Origin of the sequence: Paenibacillus sp. FSL H7-0735, assembly GCF_038008505.1 — a bacterium.
GTDB classification, from domain to species: Bacteria; Bacillota; Bacilli; order Paenibacillales; family Paenibacillaceae; genus Paenibacillus_AQ; species Paenibacillus_AQ odorifer.
In genome coordinates this window covers 3,482,061-3,506,867 of record NZ_JBBOZH010000001.1, presented here as the reverse complement: position 1 = coordinate 3,506,867, position 24,807 = coordinate 3,482,061, and the positions used below count along the sequence as shown (strand labels likewise).

21 protein-coding genes and 1 riboswitch are annotated in these 24,807 nt (G+C 41.5%); of the genes, 2 read left to right on the top strand and 19 right to left on the bottom strand.

Annotation, left to right across the window (positions count from 1 at the left end; translation table 11 throughout):
* The first annotated feature begins 186 nt into the window (after positions 1-186).
* The gene (locus NSS82_RS15990) at positions 187-987 is read left to right on the top strand and encodes a polysaccharide deacetylase family protein (RefSeq protein WP_076105627.1); all 801 of its coding nucleotides are present in this window, start codon (positions 187-189) and stop codon (positions 985-987) included.
* A gap of 74 nt (positions 988-1,061) precedes the next feature.
* On the opposite strand, the gene NSS82_RS15985 is transcribed toward NSS82_RS15990, so the two are convergent.
* The 17 genes from NSS82_RS15985 to NSS82_RS15905 all read right to left on the bottom strand — a co-directional run bounded on the left by NSS82_RS15985 (position 1,062) and on the right by NSS82_RS15905 (position 21,444).
* A complete protein-coding gene (locus tag NSS82_RS15985; RefSeq protein ID WP_038570823.1) occupies positions 1,062-2,204 on the bottom strand; it encodes a copper amine oxidase N-terminal domain-containing protein in 1,143 nt (380 codons plus the stop codon).
* Positions 2,205-2,272: 68 nt separating this feature from the next.
* Entirely contained in the window at positions 2,273-3,433 is a 1,161-nt protein-coding gene (locus NSS82_RS15980) for an alanyl-tRNA editing protein (RefSeq protein ID WP_038570821.1), read from the bottom strand.
* A gap of 129 nt (positions 3,434-3,562) precedes the next feature.
* Positions 3,563-3,790, bottom strand: a complete 228-nt coding sequence (locus NSS82_RS15975) for a hypothetical protein (RefSeq protein WP_036678084.1) — start codon at positions 3,788-3,790, stop codon at positions 3,563-3,565.
* 89 nt (positions 3,791-3,879) lie between these two features.
* The gene (locus tag NSS82_RS15970; protein ID WP_052097022.1) at positions 3,880-5,505 is read right to left on the bottom strand and encodes a DUF4179 domain-containing protein; all 1,626 of its coding nucleotides are present in this window, start codon (positions 5,503-5,505) and stop codon (positions 3,880-3,882) included.
* A complete protein-coding gene (locus tag NSS82_RS15965) occupies positions 5,483-6,073 on the bottom strand; it encodes an RNA polymerase sigma factor (RefSeq protein ID WP_076105626.1) in 591 nt (196 codons plus the stop codon). The genes NSS82_RS15970 and NSS82_RS15965 overlap by 23 nt, the downstream gene beginning before the upstream one ends.
* Positions 6,074-6,184: 111 nt before the next feature.
* The gene (locus NSS82_RS15960) at positions 6,185-6,727 is read right to left on the bottom strand and encodes a GNAT family N-acetyltransferase (RefSeq protein ID WP_256718494.1); all 543 of its coding nucleotides are present in this window, start codon (positions 6,725-6,727) and stop codon (positions 6,185-6,187) included.
* Positions 6,728-6,731: 4 nt separating this feature from the next.
* On the bottom strand, positions 6,732-8,021 hold the full coding sequence (locus tag NSS82_RS15955) for an amidase family protein (protein ID WP_076105625.1): 1,290 nt from the start codon (positions 8,019-8,021) through the stop codon (positions 6,732-6,734).
* 104 nt (positions 8,022-8,125) lie between these two features.
* Complete coding sequence (locus NSS82_RS15950; protein ID WP_076105624.1) at positions 8,126-9,691, bottom strand: ABC-F family ATP-binding cassette domain-containing protein; 1,566 nt, start codon at positions 9,689-9,691, stop codon at positions 8,126-8,128.
* A gap of 445 nt (positions 9,692-10,136) precedes the next feature.
* Positions 10,137-11,447, bottom strand: a complete 1,311-nt coding sequence (locus NSS82_RS15945) for a voltage-gated chloride channel family protein (protein ID WP_076272514.1) — start codon at positions 11,445-11,447, stop codon at positions 10,137-10,139.
* A gap of 67 nt (positions 11,448-11,514) precedes the next feature.
* Positions 11,515-11,577, bottom strand: a riboswitch (Fluoride riboswitch).
* A gap of 7 nt (positions 11,578-11,584) precedes the next feature.
* The gene (locus NSS82_RS15940; protein WP_036678376.1) at positions 11,585-12,307 is read right to left on the bottom strand and encodes a YebC/PmpR family DNA-binding transcriptional regulator; all 723 of its coding nucleotides are present in this window, start codon (positions 12,305-12,307) and stop codon (positions 11,585-11,587) included.
* Between the two features lie 165 nt (positions 12,308-12,472).
* Positions 12,473-13,600 (bottom strand): 5-methyltetrahydropteroyltriglutamate--homocysteine S-methyltransferase, encoded by a 1,128-nt coding sequence (locus NSS82_RS15935; protein ID WP_076272513.1) that lies wholly within the window; start codon positions 13,598-13,600, stop codon positions 12,473-12,475.
* A gap of 139 nt (positions 13,601-13,739) precedes the next feature.
* Positions 13,740-14,855 carry a 5-methyltetrahydropteroyltriglutamate--homocysteine S-methyltransferase gene (locus NSS82_RS15930; RefSeq protein ID WP_036678098.1) on the bottom strand — a complete coding sequence of 372 codons (1,116 nt, stop codon included), beginning with the start codon at positions 14,853-14,855 and terminating at the stop codon, positions 13,740-13,742.
* Positions 14,856-14,871: 16 nt separating this feature from the next.
* Complete coding sequence (locus NSS82_RS15925) at positions 14,872-15,804, bottom strand: LysR family transcriptional regulator (RefSeq protein WP_036678100.1); 933 nt, start codon at positions 15,802-15,804, stop codon at positions 14,872-14,874.
* Between the two features lie 120 nt (positions 15,805-15,924).
* The gene (locus tag NSS82_RS15920; protein WP_076184510.1) at positions 15,925-17,052 is read right to left on the bottom strand and encodes a phosphodiester glycosidase family protein; all 1,128 of its coding nucleotides are present in this window, start codon (positions 17,050-17,052) and stop codon (positions 15,925-15,927) included.
* Positions 17,053-17,226: 174 nt separating this feature from the next.
* Positions 17,227-18,768 carry a TPM domain-containing protein gene (locus NSS82_RS15915; protein ID WP_076105619.1) on the bottom strand — a complete coding sequence of 514 codons (1,542 nt, stop codon included), beginning with the start codon at positions 18,766-18,768 and terminating at the stop codon, positions 17,227-17,229.
* A 609-nt stretch (positions 18,769-19,377) separates the two neighbouring features.
* Positions 19,378-20,310, bottom strand: coding sequence for a cysteine synthase A (gene cysK / locus NSS82_RS15910; RefSeq protein WP_076272512.1), 933 nt, complete (start codon positions 20,308-20,310; stop codon positions 19,378-19,380).
* 111 nt (positions 20,311-20,421) lie between these two features.
* A complete protein-coding gene (locus NSS82_RS15905; RefSeq protein ID WP_036678110.1) occupies positions 20,422-21,444 on the bottom strand; it encodes a LacI family DNA-binding transcriptional regulator in 1,023 nt (340 codons plus the stop codon).
* Positions 21,445-21,759: 315 nt separating this feature from the next.
* On the opposite strand from NSS82_RS15905, the gene NSS82_RS15900 reads away from it, so the two are divergent.
* On the top strand, positions 21,760-22,812 hold the full coding sequence (locus NSS82_RS15900) for a 2,3-butanediol dehydrogenase (protein ID WP_038570804.1): 1,053 nt from the start codon (positions 21,760-21,762) through the stop codon (positions 22,810-22,812).
* Positions 22,813-23,504: 692 nt separating this feature from the next.
* Here NSS82_RS15900 and NSS82_RS15895 read toward each other — a convergent pair.
* Both NSS82_RS15895 and NSS82_RS15890 read right to left on the bottom strand, forming a co-directional pair.
* Entirely contained in the window at positions 23,505-24,092 is a 588-nt protein-coding gene (locus NSS82_RS15895; RefSeq protein WP_256718492.1) for a GNAT family N-acetyltransferase, read from the bottom strand.
* 5 nt (positions 24,093-24,097) lie between these two features.
* Positions 24,098-24,778 carry an HAD family hydrolase gene (locus NSS82_RS15890; protein WP_076099306.1) on the bottom strand — a complete coding sequence of 227 codons (681 nt, stop codon included), beginning with the start codon at positions 24,776-24,778 and terminating at the stop codon, positions 24,098-24,100.
* Positions 24,779-24,807: the final 29 nt, after the last annotated feature.

Here is a 24,807-nt window from a genome sequence, read left to right as displayed (position 1 = left end):
TCTTTTGTCTTTTACATAGAGCAGTTTTACAACGTAGAGAAAGTCAGGCAGATAGCATCTCTCCTTAAGTGTATATTTTTCACTGAAAACTCTTTCCTTTTTAAACGTGGAATCTGATTATAACGTTAATTGTTTATAATTGGAAGAAGTAATTTCGAGATTACCAAATTATAGGAGTGTGAATTCATGAAACTTCAATTCAACTTATTCCCAGGCGGATTATCTAAGGCGCTCACTATGAGCTATGATGACGGCCAGAAACACGATATCCGCTTGGCTGGTATTTTTGATCAATATGGAATCAAAGGGACCTTCCATTTAAATAGTGCAATGATCAATGCACCTGGGTTCTTATCGCCCGCTGATGTTAAGCATTCGCTCAGGAATCATGAAGTGTCCGCCCATTCCGTTACTCACCCACATCTAGAGCGTCTTCCTTTACCGATGGTAATTGAAGAGCTGTTCGAAGACCGTAAACGATTGGAAAAGCTGGTGGATTATCCAGTGCGAGGCATGTCCTACCCCTACGGTACATACTCTCAGGAGATAATTGCACCACTTCAGTCCGTAGGAATTGAATACAGCCGCACTGTTCACTCTACTAAACAATTTGATATGCCTCTTAATTTCATGGAATGGCATCCAACCTGCCACCATATTGAAGATCTGCATCAGGTTTGGGAGCGATTCACAATGGAAGGACCCTCCCAGAAACTAAGACTCTGTTATGTTTGGGGCCATAGCTATGAGTTCGCACAGCAGAACAATTGGGAGCTAATCGAAACCTTTTGCCAACAAGCAGGTGGACATACAGATATTTGGTACGCTACTAATATTGAGATTTATGATTATGTCACTGCCCTGTATTCACTGAAATTAAGTGCCGACAAAACGATTATCCGCAACAATTCTGCCATAGATGTTTGGGTATCTATAAATGATCAACCCGTTCAGATTAAGGGTGGAAGTATGATGACGACGAAATAATCATAAATACATAAAAAAGAGCGATGTTCAACATCGCTCTTTTTTTGTACTAATTATATTGATGTGATTCCGAATTATTTCGCTTGAAGTGTATATGTCACTGTTTTTGCTTTTTCCTCAAGGATTGGCGTGTAGGTGAAGGTCAGTACATTCCCCTTACGGCTTTTCATCCCTAACATTCTGCTCAGAATGTATTGATCTCTGCCATCATTTACTTTATCCCATTCTTTACGATCCTCACTAGTAATCAGTTGTTCACTGAGATTGACGATTTCTCCTGTACTGCTGTAGACAATATATAATTGTGTTGTATCTAATAAGCGAACGAGTGCCACATCCTCCGCGGCGTACTCCACTATGAAATCACCGGTTGCCCCGGTTAATTTCTCCATCTCAAACAACTTGCCCAAACCGCCATCCTTAGTAATATACTGAACGTTCTTCCCATCGGTCATATACACCTGAGTGGAGGGCACTTGAGGCGCATGAGGATAAGCAGAGATCATATAATGATAATCCATTTGCTGAATTATTGTACCTGCTTGAACTAGTACCTGATAGCTGTTGCTGAAATCATTAAACATAGCATAGTGATTGTCTGTTAACTGGAGCAAGTACTTGCCATTTCCAAATTTCTTGATCTCAAATCCATGATTGTAAGCGGATCCCTTGAGCGGTAGTTGGCCAATAATTACTGGTTTCCCAGCTGCTGTAGCCCGGTAATATAAATCACCGTTTTTTTGAGATATCCAATAGGATCTTCCTTCTACAGAAGCGGCAACAAATCTAGGTTCATCAACGATGTGGATAATTCCATCCGTTTTATTTAGCCCCGCTTTACCCCCAAGTACACTGACCGCAGAGACCAATGGCACGTACAACGAACCTTTTATGATACGTGGAGATTTTGTTAATCCCATCGCTCCCCCGTTCACTTTTGACGTTGTAGCACCCGCAGTGAAGATGACTTCACGCTCTGGACGTACCAGCTTGGCCGTTTTTAATTTTTGATCCCACGATAACGTATAACCCATAGCATCTGCAAGTGATTTCAAAGGTACAAAAGTTGTATTCTCCGCGATGACTTGTTTACTGCTGATTCCAATTTCTTTATAGTTGAATTGAATTTGCTTGTCTGCTTGCGCAGATGCCGATCCATACCCAGTACTTAAAATCAAAACAGCAAAGATCCCTAGCGTTACTTTCCATTTATTCATTTCTATCCGTCTCCTTCGACATTATAATCATATGTAATTAGACGGAAGATAATGGAAAAAGTTTCATTTCACCCTCTAGCAAACTCATAAAAAGCCAAAGCATCCTCCCGAGTTGGGAATCCTGCTTGCGCCAGTTTATCGCTGCCCCCGCCTTTACCGTTGTAGCTGCCTAGATGAGCTTTGAAAAAAGCTCCACAGGAAATCTCCAGGCTCCCATTCTGCGCAAACACAACCTTATTCTCCGCAGAAGTAGCTAATAATACAGGAAGATCACATTTCGAAGTCAGCTTATTAGCTAAGCTCTGTAGATCTTTTAGCGATTTATCCTCAAATACTTGTGCGATTATCTTTCCCGCTTGCTCATTTAAAAGCTCTTGCACGACATAGTCGTCATTTTTTTCTTTAAGCAGGTTAATTTCAGCTTGCAGAAGCTTTTGTTCATTTTCCCATTTTTCAATTCGATCGATAATTTCATCTTTGCCTGTATTGAATTTGGAAGATAGTGTACCAAGGATTTGCTGACTGGTATTAAATTCCTCTAAAGCCCGGTATCCACATTTAAAATAAATCCGCGTATTCCCTTTTATTTTTTCAGCTTTCAGAAGCTTAATCATTCCAATTTCACCTGTTGAGGACACATGTGTCCCCCCACAAGCGTTGTATTCAACATCTTTGATCTCAACAATCCTGATGTTCTCTGTCACTTTTGGCTGTTTAACCAATTTAAGCTGTGAAGCCTCTTCCCCTGTTACGAAATAGCTGAGAATATTGTGATTTAAGTAAATCTGCCGATTAACTTCTCTCTCTATCGAGGACAGTTGACCAGCATTCAGTTCTGGCACTTCTATATCAATGGTGCAATAATCCTCACCTAAATGAAAGCTTAAGGTCATAAAGTTATGTTTTTCTAGACAAACCGCTGAGAGCAAATGCTGGCCACTATGCTGCTGCATATGGTCAAATCTTCTATTCCAATCGAGCTGGCAAGCTACCGATTCATCATTAGGTAAACGTTCCAGCTTATGTAGTACAAGCTCTTCCTCACTGATTACATCAAGCACAGGAATTCCCTGAATAGATCCTAGATCACAGGGTTGTCCACCACCATGCGGATAAAAAGCCGTCTCCTCCAAAAGAACATAAAGACCATCTTCTCGTTCTATGGTTTCAGTCACACGGGTTTGCCAATCAGTCAGGTATGTTGAATTGTAGTATAATTTGTTGGTCATAAATGGTTTCCTCTCTTTTTTACGTTATCGACATATTAAGTTTATAGTATCATAACGGATAGTGTGAATCTTATTATTTCAAAAAAACCAGCTCCACGCAAAAGCTGCGTAGAACTGGTATTAGGGTAATTAACAAGAACAAGTAGCATCTTTTAAATTTCTAATGGCAATTGCATTTAGTCGAAGCGCTTCTACTATTGAGTCTCTTACTGCTAACAATTCAAATCTTTCACGACTGCCAATAGGCAACCTGCAAAGAATGGCTTCAATTCTTTTAAGACTTTCTTTCAGAATCACTCTTTGCTTACGCAATGCGTTCAAAGCTCTTTGAATTTTTCTCTTCTCTGCAGCAGTCATAAACTACCACCTCTTTTCGATTGTGATAGTATATGAGATGCTTATTCCCCCTTATTTGCTTGTACAATCCGGAAACCAAATAACTATATTTACTCTTTTTTGCTAGCTTCCATGATAGGAACGGACCAGTCTACATTAGTATACATTCGATTGTTTATCGTGCGTATTAATTGAAGCTGCTCGGGAATTTGTGTAAGGCCTTCGGCACGGAATTGGAAATATTTCTTTTGATTATTTGACTGAGATTGAACAATTATAATATATCCATCCTTCCATCCTTCCCCTTTGATAGAATGCGCTCCTTGTTTAGTGAGTTTGTATTCCTTGCCATCCATTGTCTTGAACATCCATTCATCATTCATAAATTCATTTTTCAATCTTCCGCTAAAATGTAATACACCTTCCTTCGCTGATACATTGTTATCGGGAGACGATTCCACTATAAAATCATTTAACATCAGCTCATCCCCGTCAAAAGCAAAGGGAATCGGATGTTCTTTCAACTTGGCTGGCTCAAATTGCACACTAGAACCATCCTTCTCTGGGATAAAATATCCATCCAATACGAAAGTATAAGGCGTATCCTGTGGTAAATATTTAAACGTATAGCTCCAGTGCATAAGTCCCTTTGTTGCCCCGGGAATGTTAGAGTAGGACATAACGCTGTTCTTATTAGGAAACTTTCTAGCATTAACACTGTGAATCTCTTCTCCTACTGTATCCTCAAAATGGAATTTCAAACCTTGTTGCTTCCATAGTTCGCCTGGAGAACGGGTCAACGCCTCTTCACTCAATTGAGTATCGAACTCAAAACGAACACCTTGCACCATATGAGTTAATTTATTCAAGGTCACAGTTAAACCGTCCGGGGAGGTGTAGCTACCCGTTAGTGGCATGGAGGTCGTTTGTTTATTCGCTTCCGTCATATCCATCGAAAAATTGAAATTCCAATCGCCTTTAAGAGTAGGGATGTTCTTGCGTTCACTTCCCAATTCAGTAATATGACCTTCGACCGTAATTCGATCAGTTTGCAGAGGTTCAGTGAAATTAGCGATCAAATAGTAAAAGTCACTGGTAAATCCTATATCGTATAACTCCCCAACAACCTTCCCTTGATCATCCTTAATCGCAATACTGTTCCCATCATTAAGGGCCAAGCGTTTTTTATCATGCTTTCCATCCGGTCCAAACAACTGTAACGCAACAATTACCCGTGTAGGATCTGCCACCGCTTCATCTATTTTGATAGTGTAGCCCTTATCCTTCACCTTAATATTAGGATGTTCTACTAACCCAAATTCTTGTGCTCGTAGAAGGCCAATGTCCATGTTGTTTTTTACAAAAAGAGAACGTAAAGTCTCTGCCAGTGTAGGAACGGAATATAAGATCACGGCACTTAGTACAACCAGTAACAACGCCGCGCCCATAAATAATCTCAGCAACTTATTGCGCTTCGGATGCTTGCGATTCCTTTGTGTTGGAGTAAATTCCTCAAGCTCAACTTGTTCCAAAGAAGCCATTACTTGAGCAGTAAATGAATCTGGTAAGCGCTCTTCATACATAGCCTGCGACCATTCAGCTTGTTCTTCAAGCTCTGCTTCGTAGATCATATTACAATGCGTACAAGTTGCCATATGTTCAGCTACGGCTTGATCTCGTAAGATAGATTTGCTTAAAATATATTCTTCGATCTCATAGGAATTTAAGCACCTCATCGGTCTTCACCTCCTGGAGTGTAATTAGCTGCTTCAAACGCTGTTTAGCCCGGTATAAATCATTTTGAATCTTGCTTAATGGAACATCTAGAACCATACACATTTCTTCGTAGCTTAAATCATTGGTATAACGAAGCAGTAAAGCCGTACGATAATTAGACGGGAGCTTCTGCATCAGGTGAAGCAGCTCTGTGCGATGCTCCGATCGCATTAATTCTTCTTCTGGATTATCTGAAAGAGAATGTTCGGCATTGTTGTCCGGCAAGCTCGCTGTTGGTCGGTCTTTTTTCCACAAATCCTTCAGTAAATTAGTCGCGATAGCATATAGCCACGCCGCAAAATTCTTATCCAAATCATGTGAGGCCAGCTTGCGGTAAGCTTTAATAAAAGTCTCCTGCGTTATGTCTTGTGCATCTTGATGATTGGCTCCCATTCCTCGCATAAGCCCATAAATTTTATTCTTATATCGATTTACAAGATACGAATAGTCTTCTTTATGTCCATCGAGAATATTTTGGATCCATAGCCTCTCATCCTCTTTTTCAACTTTCGGTACATGTCCCTTCACCTTGAAGCCTCCTTGAAGCACGATACTGTATAGACGATCCCTATTTAAAAAACTCTCACTTTATACAAAAAAAAGTAGATCTTCAAATAAAACGAAGACCTACTGTGTAATCTACCGATTACGTTTTAGAACAAAATACAACAATTGATCACGAAGTTCAGCGTCCTGCTCAAACGCTAATCGCTCTAGCAGCATTAAGGATCTAACATTCTCTGGCTCAACTGTAGCGTCAATACTAGTAAACCCCAATTTCAAGAATCCCAAATCAATAATCTCTTTCATCACTTCGTACATGTAGCCTTTGCCCCAGAACGCTCTGGATAAATCATAGCCTACCTCTGCTGTAAATTCATTGCCTACTCTTCTTAAATAATGATATCCGCAGGTGCCGATAAACTCATTATTCGCTTTTTCGAACATTCCCCATCTACAACCCGAATCGTCCAAATGATACTGAATGATCTCTTCAGCTTCTTTTAGATCTTTGCAGGGCTCAATGTCCATATATCTAGTTACTTCTTCATCAGAAAAATGTCTAAAGACTACATTTGCATCCTCTAGATTTAAAATCCGCAATTCAATTCTTTCTGTATGCAACGCAGGAAACACAATACTTTGATCGTTCAACTTAACACCTTCCATTTCTAAAGCCATAGAATCACTGAAGCGCTAAAGAAACCACTTTACTCCAATAAATTAACTCTTCATCCCTACCATATGCCCCGATACATTGAAACCCTAATGGCATGTTATTTATAGTGGCAGCTGGAATACTCACCGCAGGCGCTCCAGCATATGACCAAATGGCCGTCATTCCGGTCCATCCGGTTCGTGTTCCCCACAGCGGAGCTGTTCCTGCCTGAGCCGGCGAAACCCACAGATCAATCCCCTGTGACTTCTGCACATCTAATAGATCATTTCTGAGCTTGAGTTGTCCGCTACGATATCCTTCCAGTTCTTCCTCAGTAATGGTTCGTCCAGATAAAATAGCCTGCCGTACGGTATCATCATAAAGATCTTTATAAACATCAAATAGTGGATCATGGACTTGCGCCATTTCTCCATGTACAAACCTCACCATGGCATCTCCGTAGATAAAGCTATCTTCCCACGGCATCGCAACTGTTTTTATGCTGAACCCTGCTTCCTCAAGCTTCTTAAGCTGCTTCTGAAAGGTTATCTTGGTGTCATCCTCCAATAATGTCATGTACACACCTTCGGGTATCCCCAGTACAGGTTTACGAGCTTCTTTAAAAGGTCTCCATCCCGTTACAAGCTCAGCGGCGAGAAAGTCCATACCCTCCATATCCTGAGTGAAAAATCCAAACGTATCAAAAGATGGCGACATCAATTGGACACCATCTATAGGGATACGCGCATAACTAGGTTTAAAGCCGACCACTCCGCAAAATGAAGCAGGTGCCATAACAGAACGCAAAGTTTGTGTACCTATCGCAAATGGACAGATGCCCGCGGCAACCGCAGCAGCAGAGCCTGCACTAGAACCGCCAGGCGTATGATCCAGCTGATGAGGATTGCGGGTTGTGATAGGTCCGGCATAAGCAAATTCCTCCGTCACTGTTTTGCCGGTGAACCAAACCCCTTTTTGCCGAAGCTTTTGAATAAAACTGCCTTCAGACTTCGTCAAAGCTTGTGAGGGGAGGTTCGACCCTGCACGGGTAGGCAACCCATCTAAGTGAATTAAATCTTTGATTCCAGCAGGTATTCCATATAGCGATGGTTTAGGAATTTCTGAATACTTCTCTCTTACCCCAGCCACTTCATTTTTTATTCTATCTGCTCGGTTCTCCTCTGGCACGAAAGCACGCACGTGTGGTTCTACCTTATCGTAAAGATCTAAATATTGTGTAAGATATCTATCCATGGTTACATCTGAGATCTTATTGCCCTGAGCAAACTGAGCTAACGAAGATTTATTAATGTACATGTCTGATTGGAACCCTCCTTAATATTCACTTAAACCACTTAAACCAGGAAGCCATTTGAAGACGATTGTATTAATTTGGAACAGCTTCATGTTACTAGTTAACCTTATCTATGGCTATACTTTAGTTCTCTATTTCTATTTTCATCCACAATATTGATTACACGATCCACCCACCCTTGATAAAATTGCTCCTCATGAGAAACCAGAATCACTGTACCTTTAAATTGGATTAAAGCATTCTGTAAAGCATCTTTTGTTTCGGCATCTAAGTGATTGGTGGGCTCATCTAAGATTAAGAAATTACATGCTGTAAGCAATAAAAGACACAGCTTAACTTTAGATTGTTCGCCACCGCTGAGTGTACGGATAGGCTGTGTAACGTGACTATCTTTTACAACACATAATGCTAGATGACGACGTATTTCCTTAATAGTCAATTTTGGATAAAACGATGAGACGATTTCAATAGGTGTCATGTTATCGTTTTCCCAAATTAAATCTTGCTCGTAGTAACCAATAGAGACTTGTTCGGCAAAGCGGAAAGCCCCGGCAACACAGGAGATTTGACCAACTAATGTTTTCAGCAATGTTGATTTTCCGATGCCGTTAAAGCCTGTAATGACTATCTTTTGTCCTCCTCGAATCGAAAATGTTAATTTGGGCAGCAGCGGTTTGACGTAACCAACCACCAGATGGTCTACTCTAAGCGCAACTTGTGCATTAACAGGAAGCTCTTGAAAACGGATAGATGCTTTAGTGACAAACGTCGGTGCAGCGACTCTCTCCATACGATCCAGCTGCTTCTGACGGCCACGGGCAATTCTAGAATTAACACCAGCAACATTTTTCCGGATATATTGCTCAGTGGCTTCAATTTTTTTCTGCTGTGCATGGTACTGCCGGATATGGCTCTCGCGAAAATGCTCCTTCTGTCTCAAAAAATCAGCATATTTGCCATGATATTTCTTAATCGTTTCCCCTTCAATATCGCAAATGCTTGTTGATATTTTATCGAGAAAAGCATAGTTATGAGAGACCACAATGAAGGCTTGATCGAACGCTATCAGATATTCAGCAAGCCAGTTAATATGCGTGGTGTCGAGATAATTGGTGGGCTCGTCGAGTAATAACACATCAGGTTGTTCAAGCAACAGCTTTGCCAATATAACTTTGGTTCGCTGCCCCCCACTAAGCTGATCAATAGGACGGTCCATCCCCATTGCGTTTAATCCTAGCCCCGTAACCACTTTACTGATATTGCTCTCGATAGAATAATAGTTGAGCGCCTCGAGTCGTTCCTGAAGGTCTGCTGCCTTCTGCAAAAGCACTTCATTGCCAGTAACTGCACATTCCGCATAAAGTGCATTCATCTTTTCTTCCATTTTGTATAATTCAGTGAACGCTCGCCTTAAATAACTTTGAACTGTACTTGACCCATCAATAACCGCGTATTGATCAAGATGGCCTATTTTGATATTGGGCTGCCATTTAATCGTTCCACCATCAGGGATCACCTCGCCCGTCAGAATACCAATTAATGTGCTTTTCCCTGTTCCATTCTGACCCACCACACCTACATGCTCCCCTTTGTAGACTTCCAAAGAAACCTGTTTATACAGCACTTTATCTCCAAAAGCATGTGATAAATTAGAAACCTCAAGTAAACTCATTTACTTTCCTCTTTTCTATAATTGTTTTTAAGCACAAAAAAAGCAGAAGACACCGCGCCCTTGGGCGCAAGCCTTCTGCTTATCCGTGCACGAATAGACGGCACAAATAGATAATTGTCAGTTTGGAAACTGAACATTACAAACACAAAAGGCTGTAGACGAAAATTGTCTACAGCCTCTTAATCATTAACATCGGAAGATGGCGTAATCAAATAAGCATGAATAATCACACTAAAATGACCTAGCTATCTTTCGATGATATAAAAAGCGATTCGCTTTTTGATTAAGCTCCGGACAACGTTTCATCGTTTGTATCCGATTGTTCGGAGCAGCTTCTGGTATATAATTTTTCAGTTTCCACATGAATCATGTTGAACCATCCCTTCGTTTGGTAACAGTTTAAAACGCATGCCGTTACTTGTCAACCATCATCCGAGAGGTCCTCTTATTTTTTGCGGGTGCGTTTGACCGTACCGATCCTAGTTCCTTGAGGAATTGTAATGAACTGGCTCTTCGATACACCGATAAGCTGTGAAGTATAAATACTACTATGTCCGGAGAATAAATAACTCACCACACAAGCGATAAACATGTATATGGCTCCTTCCGAACCAAACAGCTCGATCCCCATTAAAAAGCAAGCGATAGGCGTGCTAGTAGCTCCACAGAAGACAGCAATAAAACCGAGGGCAGCTAAAAAGGGTCCATACACATGTAATATTTCAGCCAAAGCATTGCCTAGTGTGGCACCAATCACAAATAACGGAGTAACCTCACCACCCTGAAATCCTGTTCCTAAGGTAAAGGCAGTAAAGATCAGCTTCCATAAAAAAGCGAACGGTGAGATATCTCCCTCAAAAGAATCCTTGATTAATGGAATTCCGAGGCCTAAGTAATCACGAGACCCTACAAGGAATACTAAGGCAATGATAATTAATCCACCTACTGCACCTTTTATCATTGGATTGCTTATCATGGCGGTGAAGATTCTTTTTAGAAAATGAGTCAGTTCACTGAAAAGCATACTCACGAGACCAAAAATTACAGAGGCCAATACCACTTTTAGAATAATCATTAAACTTAAGGCTGGAAATTCATTCACTACATAGTGTGTATGATGAACGCCCCACAATCGAGTGGTGACCAGATCACCAACAAAGCTAGCCACAAAACATGGAAGTAATGCCTGTTGACTAATAAGTCCAATGGTTACTACCTCTAGACCAAACAAAGTTCCTGCTAGTGGAGTGCCGAATATAGATCCAAAACCACCGCTAATTCCGCACATTAACAATATTTTGCGATCAATAGGACTGATTTTAATCAGCTTTCCGAACCATTCCGCAAGGCTTCCGCCCATTTGAACAGCTGTCCCTTCACGCCCAGCGGATCCACCGAATAAGTGGGTTACTAATGTTCCGAACAACACCAATGGAGCCATTCGCAAAGGTATGGTTTCTTGTCCGTCCTGAATTTGTTCTAGAATGAGGTTATTGCCTTTAGAACTGTTCTTGCCATATCGCATATATAAGAAACTAACAAGTACTCCCCCAAGAGGCAACAAATAAAGTAGCCACGGATGCTCTAAACGTACATCTGTAACGTAATCCAAGCTTTTCAGAAAAAAAGCAGAGGCGGTGCCGGATAAAATGCCAACCACACTACCAAGCACAATCCATTTGATAAAAGTACTCCAAAGTGCAAAATAACTTCGCTTCTTAGTGATTTCAAACCATCGGGTAGACCATGGATTCATCTCGACAGCTCCTAAGGACAAAATAAATTAGTCACAACAATAAAACAGACCCCTACCAGGGAAGCTCACACTGGTAGGAGTCATTAGTCTCAGAGAGACAGTTATGGCGAACTCCATCGCCCTTTATAAAACTTAAATTATTCTTCTTCTGAATCTACGTTATGATACACTTGTTGAACATCTTCCAGGTCTTCCAAAGCATCAATCAATTTCTCGAATTGAGCTTGAGCATCTTCTGGGAGTGCCACATAGTTTTGTGGAAGCATGTTTAACTCAGCAACAGTAAATTCAGTGATGCCTGCATTTTTGAATACTTCTTGCACTGCATTGAACTGATCAGGCTCTGCATAAACAATTACTGCATCATCCTCTTCCAGCACATCGCGTACATCAAGTTCTGCATCAAACATCATTTCAATTACTTCATCAGCAGTTTTACCTTCCACACCTATAACGGCCGTAGAGTCAAACATGTAAGCTACTGATCCGCTGACACCCATATTTCCGCCATTCTTACTGAAGGTTGAACGGATCAATGGAGCTGTCCGATTAACGTTATTTGTGAGCGCATCAACGATGATCATTGAACCGCTAGGTCCAAATCCTTCATAACGAAGCTCTTCATAATTTTCTTCAGCGCTGCCTTTAGCTTTATCAAGCGCACGGTCAATGATCGCTTTTGGTACATTGTAAGTTTTTGCACGTTCTAATACAACTTTCAGAGCCCGGTTCGCTTCTGGATCGGGTTCACCCTTCTTTGCTGCTACATAAATCTCAACGCCAAACTTTGCATAAACACGACTTGTGTTTGCGTCTTTGGAAGCTTTCTTTTCTTTAATATTATTCCACTTACGACCCATATTGTTCCCGCTCTCTTTCAACATGAATTAAAAACAATTGTTACTTATTATACCCTTCTTCGATAGCTCTAGTAAAGTGCAGTAGTAGGTTAATCCTCTAAGCTGTCACAATACGCATAGAAAAAGGCTTCTGATTCAATCAGGAGCCTGCTAATTTTTTATAGATTACTGCCATATTTCATCTGCAATCTCTTTAATAAACTGCAGTTTGTCCCATTGTTGTTGATCTGTCAGATGGTTTCCTTCTTCCGTAGAGGCAAAACCACATTGTGGGCTCAGGCACAACTGATTGATATCCACATATTGCGAAGCTTCTTTAATCCGTCCTATGATTTCTTCTTTATTCTCAAGCTCACCTGACTTCGAACTGAACAAACCTAAAACCACTTGTTGATCTTTAATAAATCTAAGGGGTGCAAAATCTCCGGCCCGATCCGTATCGAACTCCAGATAGAAACCATCTACATCCACCGCTCCGAATAACACTTCTGCGATAGGCTCGTATCCGCCGGATGCTGCCCAAGTGGACGCATAGTTCCCACGGCATACATGCATCGTAATTACCATATCTGCTGGATGATCTTTTATCGCTTCGTTATTTACAAATGCGTATAGCTTAGCGATTTCGTTAACATCTACACCCTCTTTTTGACGAGCTTCCCAATATCCTTTATCACAGAGCATCCCCCATGTGCAGTCGTCCAATTGCAGATTACGGCAACCTGCCTCATAGAAGTCGCGAATAACTTCACGATAAGCTGCAGCAATATCAGCCACTAGTTCATCCTGGTTGTTGTAAACCGCTACAGTTGTCTTTTGATTGCGCTGAAGTTCAGCAAGGAACTGCGCTGGCGAAGGAATCGTTTGGCGAGCTACTACATCATTTCCCGCTATGCTAACCAATTGTCTGTAGTCAGCGATCATCGGATGGTTAGTCCCACGGATTTTTCCGGATAATTCTGCAGTTTCCGCTCTAGTCTCTACACCATTAAACAGGTAGCCCACTGGGCTGACTTTCTTTGTTACCCCTTCAATGCCCCACATAAAATCTAAATGCCACCAAGAGCGGCGGAACTCTCCATCCGTTACACCTTTTAATCCGACCGCTTTTTGTCTTTTCACGACTCTGGTAATCTCTGTATCTTCAACCTTGCGCAATTCATCAGCGGAGATTTCATTATTTTGATATTGGACACGAGCTCTCTTAATCGTTTCCGGACGTAAGAAGCTGCCAACGATATCTACTCTGAATGGCACTTCAGTTCTTTGATTTCCTTTTTGGATGGTACTCATAGGGGTTCGTCCTCCTTCATTGTCTGTGCTTTTCTGTTGAATTCACTATAGCACTGTACAATCAGGACAGGGTAACTCCTAAAAACTATGGCCTACCATAAGCTTACGCTATAGCAGGCCACCAAATTAGCTTATTTAATTATAACCAGACCTCTCGGGCGGTTTCGATCACAAGGCGTACTTTATCCCACTGCTCTTCTTCGGTTAGAATATTTCCTTCCTCCGTAGAAGCAAATCCACACTGGGGACTTAGGCACAGCTTCTCAATATCTACATATTGCGCGGCTTCTTCGATCCTTGCCTTAAGCTGCTCTTTACTCTCCAGACCCCCATGTTTGGTTGTCACTAATCCCAACACTACAAATTGGTCTTTAATAAATCGTAAAGGCTCGAAATCACCAGCTCGTTCATTATCATATTCCAAGAAAAAGGCATCAACTTTTGTATTGGAAAAAAGCACCTCGGCAACAGGCTCATAACCACCAGCAGCGAACCAAGTGGAGCGAAAATTACCTCGGCATACGTGCAGAGCGATGGTCATATCATGCGGACGCTTCGCAATACTCTCATTAATCAGCCTAACATAATCCTTTGCTAACTGATCTGGATCTGTACCTCTACTGCGTAAATGTGCGCGATGTCTACCACTGCTCAGCGTTCCCCAAGTTGTATCGTCTAACTGGAGGTAACGGCAGCCTGCATCGTAAAATGCTTGAATCGCAGTTTGGTAAACCGCTATGATATCTTGAAATAAAGTTTCCTTATCAGGGTAAACTTCATTTCCATTAAACTCCTCCACAAAGTGAAATAATGCAGGTGAAGGAATCGTCATTTTGGGTATTCGGTCTCCCGCCATTTGCTTGAGCTTGATAAATTGCTGGAGCATCGGATGATCTTCAAAGGAAATTCGGTCAACAATTCGGAATGATTCCGCGCGCTGAACCGTTTCCGCTCTTCCACTCCCTTGGTTTAAGTTAATTTTTTCAGTTCCTTTAATTCCAACAAAGAAATCAAGATGCCACCAGGAACGGCGAAATTCACCATCTGTAACTGCTAATAATCCTACTTCCTTTTCTAGTTCCAGTAGTTTAGCAATCTCAATATTCTCTATTTCATAAAGCTCACTTCCTGTGATTTCACCATTCTCATATTGGAGGCGGGCTGCTTTAATTTCTTCCGTACGCAAGAAGCTGCCGACGATATCATAGCGAAAGGGTGGAGCATTTCTCTGGGTGCCAGTTACGGGTCTAATCATACCGATCCTCCTACAGCTATAGTAAAAAATGATTTAGATCAAAATAACTTCCGGAAACCAAGTCATTTAAGATTTCTATATACTTGGATGCCATCACACTAGGTCTGCGATCTTTATGTGCAATCCAACCAACCGTGAATACTTCATTACTCTCAAATGGAATCGTCTTCAGTCCATTACCGTTCAGATCGGATGCCATGATTCCTGTACCCACCGTATAACCGTCCGTGCCCATTAATAAATTGGTCAAGGTTGCCCGGTCATTCACTTTAATATTCTTCTCAATCTGAGAAAAACTTAACATTTCCTCCGAGAAGTGAAGTGAATTGTTCTCACCTTGTTCAAAAGTAATATACGGAAAAGGTAAAATATCGTCCTGCGAAATCCTTTCCTTCTGGGCAAGCGGATGTTCAGTTCTGACATAAAGATGTGGGTCGGTATTAAAGAGTGGCGTGAATTTCAGATTACCATCACTGAACAGCTTATTCATATGCTTATAGTTGCTCTCGTTAATATAAAGAATCCCTAAATCGCTACGGAGGGTACGCACATCTTCGATGATGTCGTAGGTTTGCGTCTCTCTCAAGCTGAAGTTGTACTCTGAGACATCACTTTGCTTCATGAGACTCACAAAAGCATCTACCACAAAAGCATAATGCTGAGTCGAAATGGAAAAATAGATTGGGCTACGCTTTTTCCCAGTATAACGATTCTCCATAAGCTCTGTTTGTTCAATGATTTGACGGGCATATCCGAGAAATTCCATTCCTTCTACAGAAATGCTTATTCCACGGTTCGTCCGCTCAAAGATGGTAATCCCAAGTTCATTTTCAAGCTCTTTAATAGCGTTGGACAGGCTCGGTTGAGAAACAAAGAGCTTCTTTGCCGCCTCATTCATGGAGCCACTATTTGCAATTTCGATAGCGTAGCGGAGCTGCTGCAACGTCACTCCTATTCCCCCTGTTCCAGACCTATTCGTACTGCATTCTGTTTCATACTAGCTGATATCGTAGCATAAATACATCTCTCATTCCAAGATAATCCTTTTCAGGTGCCCAATAACGCGTACTTATTGTGTTCTCTTTTTCCCAGCATCAATCTTGGCAGGATCTAGTCCTTTCCAAATATTTGGCATATCAACCTGTTCTGGATGCTCAAAAACTAAAAAGGCTGTAGGCAAATACCGCTCACCATATTGGGATGAAGGTTTATTCATAATCTCATTGTCTTTTACAAGTACCGTAGAAGATCCACCATCAAGATTAGCCGCTATCACGGCTCCATGCTTAAGCAAAATTTGCTGCACATCATAGAGATTTGCTCCAATACTATAAGTAGGCTGTCGACCGTCAATTACCACAAAAATAATAGCGCCATCTGCCCGCTGACCCATTGCTGTTCTAGGTGCAATCCCCCAACCTTCCGCTGCATTCTTAATCAATCCTTTGCCATTGACGATTAGCCGCGGGCTAAAAGTAACTGCCTCCTGAACCCCCATTTTACTAATCTCATCTAGTGTATAATTCCCGGCAACCATTTTTCCTTGTTTATCAAGACCAACAATCTGTGTAGATTTTTTACCGCCTAGACCGTTGTAATATAATTTACCTTGAGAGACTACAATTCCTATAGGTTTAAAACCGTTACCTTTCCAGTTCGGATCAGCGAACCCACCACCGTTAACTCCGGCGATAGCGCCTGTACGCTTCACCATACTGGTTACTTTTTCACCTGAACCAATCTTATTAGGTATTCCTAGCCGGACTTTGGTTGGATCATTAACAATCATTACATATCCGGTATAACCACTGCCTGAGACATTCTCAATCTCGACAAGTGGCTTCTCTACCACCTCAGGTTCGGGAGCGATCGTATGTGTATCTATTTCGTCCCCCATCTCTTCAAAGCGGGCGGTATACTCGGTTACCCGTTCCTTCAGTTGATCTTCACCTATAATATATTTAGCCATATAGCGATGTTGTGTTGTAATTAGCGTATCTGCGATCGTATAACGTAAGTTCTGAGCCGAGGGTGCAAAATAAAGCCATCCACCAGCAGCGATCATTAAGAATAAGCAGAATAAAAAAACTTTGGATAAGGTGCGAAAAAAACTCCGTTTCTTACGCTTTTTTATTGGTTTCTTAACAGGTTTCTTATTGCGTGCATTGGAACGTTGAGGTAATGATGAAGTGCTCACTTCTGAGTATTCCTCCCTAACTATTACTAATTTGATAATATGTACAACTCGTCCTTATCATAGACGATGATTTTCGTTAAAAGTTTCTGTTTGAGTAATAGTCATCATTTCAAAAACAAAAAAGAGCAGGTTTCCAAAGTTTTGGCTACCTGCTCACATATAGCTAATCAAATTCTAATGTCTTCCTACTCCACCGCCGCTGCTAGCGCTACCGCCGCCACCTGATGAGCCACCACCGCCGGAATAACCTCCTCCACCGGAAGAGCCACTATCATTGTTAGATCTGCTGCTGCTTGAAGAGCTGGAAGAATGTCTTCCTGCTCCTCCACCACTGCTGGAACCTCCACCACCATGGTTCTCGTTGCTTGAGGAATACCTTCCTGCACCGCCACCGTTAGTAGAGCCTCCGCCACCACTGTTTCCCCAGAAGCTTGACTGTGAGTTATTGGATGGTGTATTTCTATGATGATTATGATGGTGATGATAATAACGTCTATGCCAGCGTCTGCCATAACCGTAATCGGCTTGACCATGCCAAGGACCATAACGGCGTATATTCCTTTGGCTATATGGATTAAATGGCAAACCATACATTTCTATATATCTATTGCGTCGTGAAGCAGTAAATCCAAATAAGATGAGCGAACCAAAAATTGCTGAGAAGATTAGAAAAGCCTTGCTTTTACTAACCGCCTCACCTCCACTTATAGCAGTAGTAGAGGAAGTACCAGAGTTCGTTGTAGTTCCAGGATTAACATTGTTTCCGTTGTTTCCAGTGACTCCTTGCGGATGATCCGCTCTCGCTAACAAGAAACTGTAGAACGAATTAACTGTCGTTGTAGCTCCCGTTCCGTAATCTTTTTTCACAAATTGGGGTTCAAGCACGGTATTTAAAATATTACTAATAGCCTCATTAGTTAAAACCTTGTCGATATCCTTGCCTTGTAGAACATGATAGTTGTCTCCGCCTATGTCCAATACAAGCATAACATCCTTAGGACCAGCACCTACCGAAGCAAACTTCATATAGGTATAGTCCTGCAATGTTTTATCTCCAGCATTTTTTACGGTAACTACATAAATTCCACTTCCGGTTGTTGTTTTATATCTGTTGCTGGAATCGTTCAGATAGTCTTTAGTTACTTTTTTGAGCACACCCGCATTATCGGATACGTAATTTTTGGTGCCAACATTTTCTGCCCAAGTACCGCCCATAGCTTGAATAAAAGCTCCATACGTCTTCCTAGCACCATTACTGTATGTTTTAGCTGCGAAATCCGGCTCAAGATATTGTGAAAGAATCTCTTTAATCTTACTGTTAGGCAATGATTCCTCTATACCTTTACCTTGTACCGCCCAATAATCATCATCTTTTATAGAAAGGAGCAGCAGCAGACCGTTATTTTTATCTGCAGCCCCCACACCCCAGCTATTGAAAAGCGATTTTGCATACTCTTCCATCGAAACCCCTTCAGTAGAGTCGACAGTTACAAGCACCACTTGAGCTCCAGTAGCCTGATGTAATCGAATACCGTAGTTCACCATGTAATTCTCTGCTTTCTCGTCAATCACATTCGCAAAATCATTCACATAAAATGAACCGGTATGCTTAGGTACAGCAGTTTTGGCTAAACTTACAGCCGGCAAAAGCAATACACTTAACAATAAGGCAGCAAGTGTGGTACGTAGCAGTATTTTTAGAGTTCTCGTGTTCATATGTACCTCCTGATCTATCATTATCTCTCTTATTTATCGGTTACGCGCGGTTAGCGGAATAGTTCCATTTTATTCTAAACTGGAAATTACACAACAGGAAAAACGGTTAGAATTTGTGAGGCGGGTGATTTAAGGCGTGCGAGTCGCTTTAGGGGCAATCATCGTGTTGTGTTGAGGGATCAAACTCAAGAACATTGGAGTTTTGGAATCCTCCTACTGGATAACATACTTTTCGCCGATGGATCGGACTCAGGAGACGTTATTTTGTTCATTTGCGGGTTTGCGGCAGGCTAACGGACTCAGTTGCAGCTATTTACTCAAAACCACACCACTTATCCGCAAATGTTGGCCTATAAGTGCTATGCAGTCCGATACCTCGGCAAAATGAGCTTAAAAGGCGAAATAGATGCTATACGGTCCGTAACACACTAAACTCTCTTAGCTACTTGTAATAATGGAAGTTTTGGAATCCCTCTTAAACTTCTTAGTTACTTGAGATACCCGGAATCTTGAGATACCCAGCCAATACTCCAACAACAAAAAGACTCAGCATATTGCTGAGCCTCATGATTTTAAAGCCAATTAGTTGGATCTCGAGCTCATGTTCCGTTAAAAATCAAACAGAGTAGTTGTTAAGTAACGCTCACCGGAATCCGGCAGAATTACCACGATGGTCTTGTCTTTATTCTCAGGACGCTTAGCGATTTGTGTAGCTGCGTAAACAGCTGCTCCGGAGGAGATACCCACCAGCAAACCCTCTGTTCTCGCAAGTGCACGTGATACGCTATAGGCATCATCATTTCTCACCTGAAAAATCTCATCCACTACCTCATTATCGTAATTCTCCGGAATAAAGTTAGCTCCAATGCCCTGAATCCCATGTCCCTTAGGACGGCCTCCTGATAAAACAGGGGAGTCAAACGGCTCGATGGCAACGATTTGGACTGCGGGGTTCTTTTCTTTCAACGCTTTTCCAACACCCGAGATAGTGCCTCCAGAACCAACACCCGCTATAAAAATATCTACATCTCCATCGGTATCCCGCCAAATTTCCTCAGCTGTAGTCGTTCTGTGTATTTCCGGGTTCGCAGGATTGCTGAATTGTTGGGGAATAAATGAATTTGGAATTTCCGCAGCTAATTGTTCTGCCTTTCTTACAGCTCCGCTCATCCCTTCAGTTCCCGGTGTTAACACAAGCTCAGCACCTAGTGCCAGCATTAATTTACGGCGTTCAATACTAAATGTATCTGGTAGGACGATGATCAGTGAATACCCCAAGCTAGCAGCTGCAAAAGCAAGTCCAATCCCAGTGTTTCCACTGGTAGGCTCAATAATGACAGAATCTTTATTGATGAGACCTCTCTCTTCCGCATCTTTGATCAATGCATACCCAATACGATCCTTAACACTACCTGCAGGATTAAAAGATTCCAACTTGGCAAGAACCCATGCTTCTACGTTTTGGGTTTTACTATACTTTGAAATCTCTAATAACGGTGTATTTCCGATCAGATCGGTTAAGCTCATGTAAATATTAGCCATAATGATCCGCACCTCATTTCTTAATTTCCAATCAAATTACTCTGTATTAAGTCTAGCAGGATTTAAAGGATTTACAAGCTATTGATTCTTATTAGTCGCAAATTGAGGCCGTTAATTCGTACTACGTCTAACCGAAACACTCGACTCTCGCACGATTAATCGTGGATCAAGCTGCACCCTTTGATACTCCCCGGTAATATTATCCTGAATACGTTGTAAAAGAAGCTGTGTGGCTAAACGCGCCACTTCATTCCCCATGATGGAAACCGAACTAATCTGAGGCGTTGTAATAGTTGTCCATGAGTTATTATCCACCCCAACCACCGCCACATCTTCCGGAACACGAACGCCTAATTCTTTAAAACGATTTACAATACCTATCGCCACCATGTCATTCACTGCATAAATAGCGTCTGGCATATGTGTCAGGCTGTAGAAATAATCAGCAGCTTGTAACCCCGTTTGCAAGGAAAAGTCTTCGCCAAAATAAACAAGCGAAATATCCACTTGTTTTAAAGCTTGCTGATAGGCAAGATAACGATCTTCAATAAGATCTTTTTGAGCTCCTGCATATGCAATTCTAGTTCGACCGATATTGATTAAATGCTCCATCACTAATTGACCTTCAAAACGTGACAAGCTGACGATGTCTGCTTTCACATTTTCTGTGATTCTTTTCCCGTAGTTAATGATGGAGACCGGAACACTCGATTTATTAATTAACTCTACCATGGTCTTTGGATAAGCAAGAGGCATGATAATGAGTCCATCTACATGTAATTTTTTGACCTCACGAATCGTTTCGAGCTCAGTGCGCGGGTTGCCAGAAGTATTAATTTGAATTACCCGATAGCTATGTTGTTTAGCGGCTTGCTCTACGGACCAGGCGATATCCGGAATAATTGCGTTGCGGATGTCAGGAACGGCCAGAGCAATTTGCTTCGTTTGGCGGATTTTAAGGCTTTGCGCAGAGGTGTTCGGAGTGAAACCCATCTCCTCAATCACTTGAAGTACCAGCGCCTTGGTCTTGGAACTAATTCCCTCTGAATTATTAATGGCTCTTGAGACAGTAGCAATACCTACCCCCGCCCGTTTCGCTACATCCTCTATGGTTACTTTGTTTTTATTAGCCACTCTGATAGTCCCCTTATTTCCGGAATCGTTTTCGTATTTATCTTTATTCCGCTCATCTAAAGTCAAAATTTCAATGTATAGATTATAACATAATAGTACATAGAAGAATACTTATCTCAGCTGCTAATGCGAACCTAAAGTCTTGATATACCTCTGTTTTAGTGAAATATTTCACTAATTTTCGATATTAATATTTTCATTATTTAAATTTGACAATATGAAAATTATGTGACATATTTGTTCTCGGAAACGTTTCCTCTTTTCCAGAAATAAAACACTATTTATTATCAATTATTAATCTAGGAGATGAATGATATGCAAGCATTAAGATGGCATAACGTCAAAGATCTACGGTTAGAAACGATTGAAGAACCAGCAGCCCTTGAAGGAAAAGTGAAAATCAAAATCGAATGGTGCGGAATTTGTGGCAGCGATCTTCATGAATATGTAGCCGGCCCTATTTTCATCCCCCAAGGTACTGTTCATCCCCTTACTGGTGAAAAAGCTCCAGTCGTAATGGGACATGAATTTTCTGGACAAATCGTAGAAGTAGGTAAAGGCGTTAGCAAGTTTAATGTTGGTGATCGCGTCGTCGTCGAGCCTGTTTTTGCATGTGGTGAATGTGTGGCTTGTCGACAAGGTAAATATAATCTTTGTGAAAAAATGGGCTTCCTAGGTTTGGCTGGTGGTGGCGGTGGATTCTCAGAATACGTCGCAGCAGACCAACATATGGTGCACAAAATTCCAGACAGCTTATCCTATGAACAAGGTGCTCTCGTGGAACCTTCTGCCGTTGCTCTACACGCTGTTCGTTCCAGTCAACTAAAGGTTGGAGATAAAGCTGTAGTATTCGGTGCTGGCCCAATCGGTTTGCTGGTCATTGAAGCTTTGAAAGCATCCGGTGCAGCGGAAATCTATGTTGTAGAACTTTCTGAAGAACGTAAGAGTAAAGCTGAAGAACTCGGTGGTATTGTAATCGATCCTAAACAATATGATGTGGTCGAAGAAATTCAAAAACGTACCGATGGTGGCGTAGATGTTGCTTTTGAAGTCACTGGCGTCCCTCCCGTTCTAACCCAAGCCATTAATTCCACTAAATTGAGTGGACAAATCATGATCGTTAGTATTTTCGAAAAAGATGCTACGATTACTCCAAACAATATCGTACTTAAAGAACGCAACTTAACTGGTATCATCGGATACCGTGATGTTTTCCCAGCTGTAATTAGCTTGATGGAACAAGGGTACTTCCCTGCTGAGAAGCTTGTTACTAAGAGAATTAAACTGAATGAAGTGATTGATCACGGGTTTGAGGCACTTTTGAAAGAAAAAAATCAAGTGAAAATCCTTGTAAGTCCTAAACAATAACCATAAGCAGCCTATTGGCTGAATCATAAAAGAAGGCGCTGCCCCAAGCAGCTCTTTCTAGAATTTGTAGCGGTCTCTGTTATTAAAAAACAACCAGGCAGCGATACTCCGGGAATTGGAGTATCGCTGCCTGGTGTTTTTGATCTGTGGCGGGTCTTAAGCAAATTTATGGGCAAATCCTTATACACTCTGATTTAACCCGCTTAAACATCCGCTGATCCACCAAAGTATAATTGTCCACACACTATGCAGGAGTTGCCAAGTCTGATGCTCTTGAGGGATCCTTTCGGACCGTCCGTAGCTTCCGTTGTATCCCCTCTTAGTATACTTCTAGCACCTAATTTAAAGGATTCGAATGAGATAATGGGGAGTGATATAGGGTAAATGTGAAATAACTGCATTCTGTGCACTTATTCCGGATGAAAAAGCAACTATACTTGTTTTAATTGTATTCTGTACAATTAAAAACCTAAAAATCTACCTATACGGAAGTAAATGAGGAAAATAGATGTACTAAATACAGTTATATCTATGACCCAACCAATTAAGGAATTATAGTTGTACAAAATACAATTAAACGCTCGCTCTGCTTCAACAAATTGCTTCCATCGCCACTCTGATTCATCTATTCTAGATGAAGTCTAGCTCCCTATGGAACAACCCCTAGCCCGTTTGTTTGCTTCTATCTATATTTATGCGTATTTGTCATTTATCAAATAATGCAGATTCTCTTTTACAGCAGGCCATTCGGTATCCAATATGCTAAAGACCACATTATCATGAATCGATCCGTCAGACTTGATTCTATGCTTGCGCAGAACCCCTTCTTTAACCGCCCCTATTCGTTCTACTGCTCTTTGTGACCTCAAGTTGTTCGTGACCACTGTAAATTCTACGCGGATCAGCTTTAGTTCTTCAAAACAATAGTGTAGCAGCAGCGACTTGCCCTCTGTGTTCACACTAGTTCTCCAATAATCAGGCGAGATCCAGGTACATCCGATTTCCGCATTGCGATGAACCAAATCCGGATGCATAATCCTTGTGGTTCCGATAATTTGACCTGTTGCTTTCTCAATAATAGTAAAGGTAATTTGTGAACCGTTTTTTTGATTTGCTAAAGCTGTTGAGATTAATCCTTGCACCTGCTCGTCCGACGTTATTTTTCGCCAGGTAAATTCCCAGATGTCTGGATTTCTTAACATTCTCGCCAATCCTTCTGCATGACTTTCATCTATTGGAACCAGCTTAATTGTTTTCCCGTCAAGTAGTTCAGTATTCATAACACTCATTTGGTGCACCGTTCTCTCAATGAAATATGCTGAATGATATCTGCAATTTCTTCCACACGAAAGGCGATATGGTCTGCTCCGGCTTGTTCAAGCTCTTCCTTGGGACCATAACCAAAAGTCACTCCAATAGATTCGACACCACAGCCAATAGCACCGATCATATCATGCTTACGATCTCCTATCATTACCGCTTCCTCTGGATGTATGTCATTCTCATCAAGCACGTACTGAATAACCTCTTGCTTCTTAGAACGGGTACCGTCCAGATTACTTCCTCCGATATGTTTGAAATAATGATCGAGCTTATAATGCTCAAGAATCTGTGCTGCAAAAACAGTCGGTTTGGAGGTTGCTACATACAATGAGTATCCATTCGTCTTAAGTCCCTCCAGCAATTGGGGTATACCTTCAATCACCATATTCTCAAATAATCCCGTGGCACTGTAACGCTCCCGGTAAAAAGCAACCGCTTCAAGCGCTTGTTCCTCAGTGAAATGGTGCAGCTCGATAAATGAATCATATAACGGAGGACCTATGTAAGGAAGAAGCTCATCCAAATGTTCGATCTGTATATCAAATTTGTTCAAAGCGTATTCTACGCTTTTGGTGATGCCTTCTTTGGGGTCTGTTAAAGTACCATCTAAATCAAATAAAATGTTGTGTAATCCTCTTCCCACGGTTGTCTTGCTCCCCTCGACTGTTATTA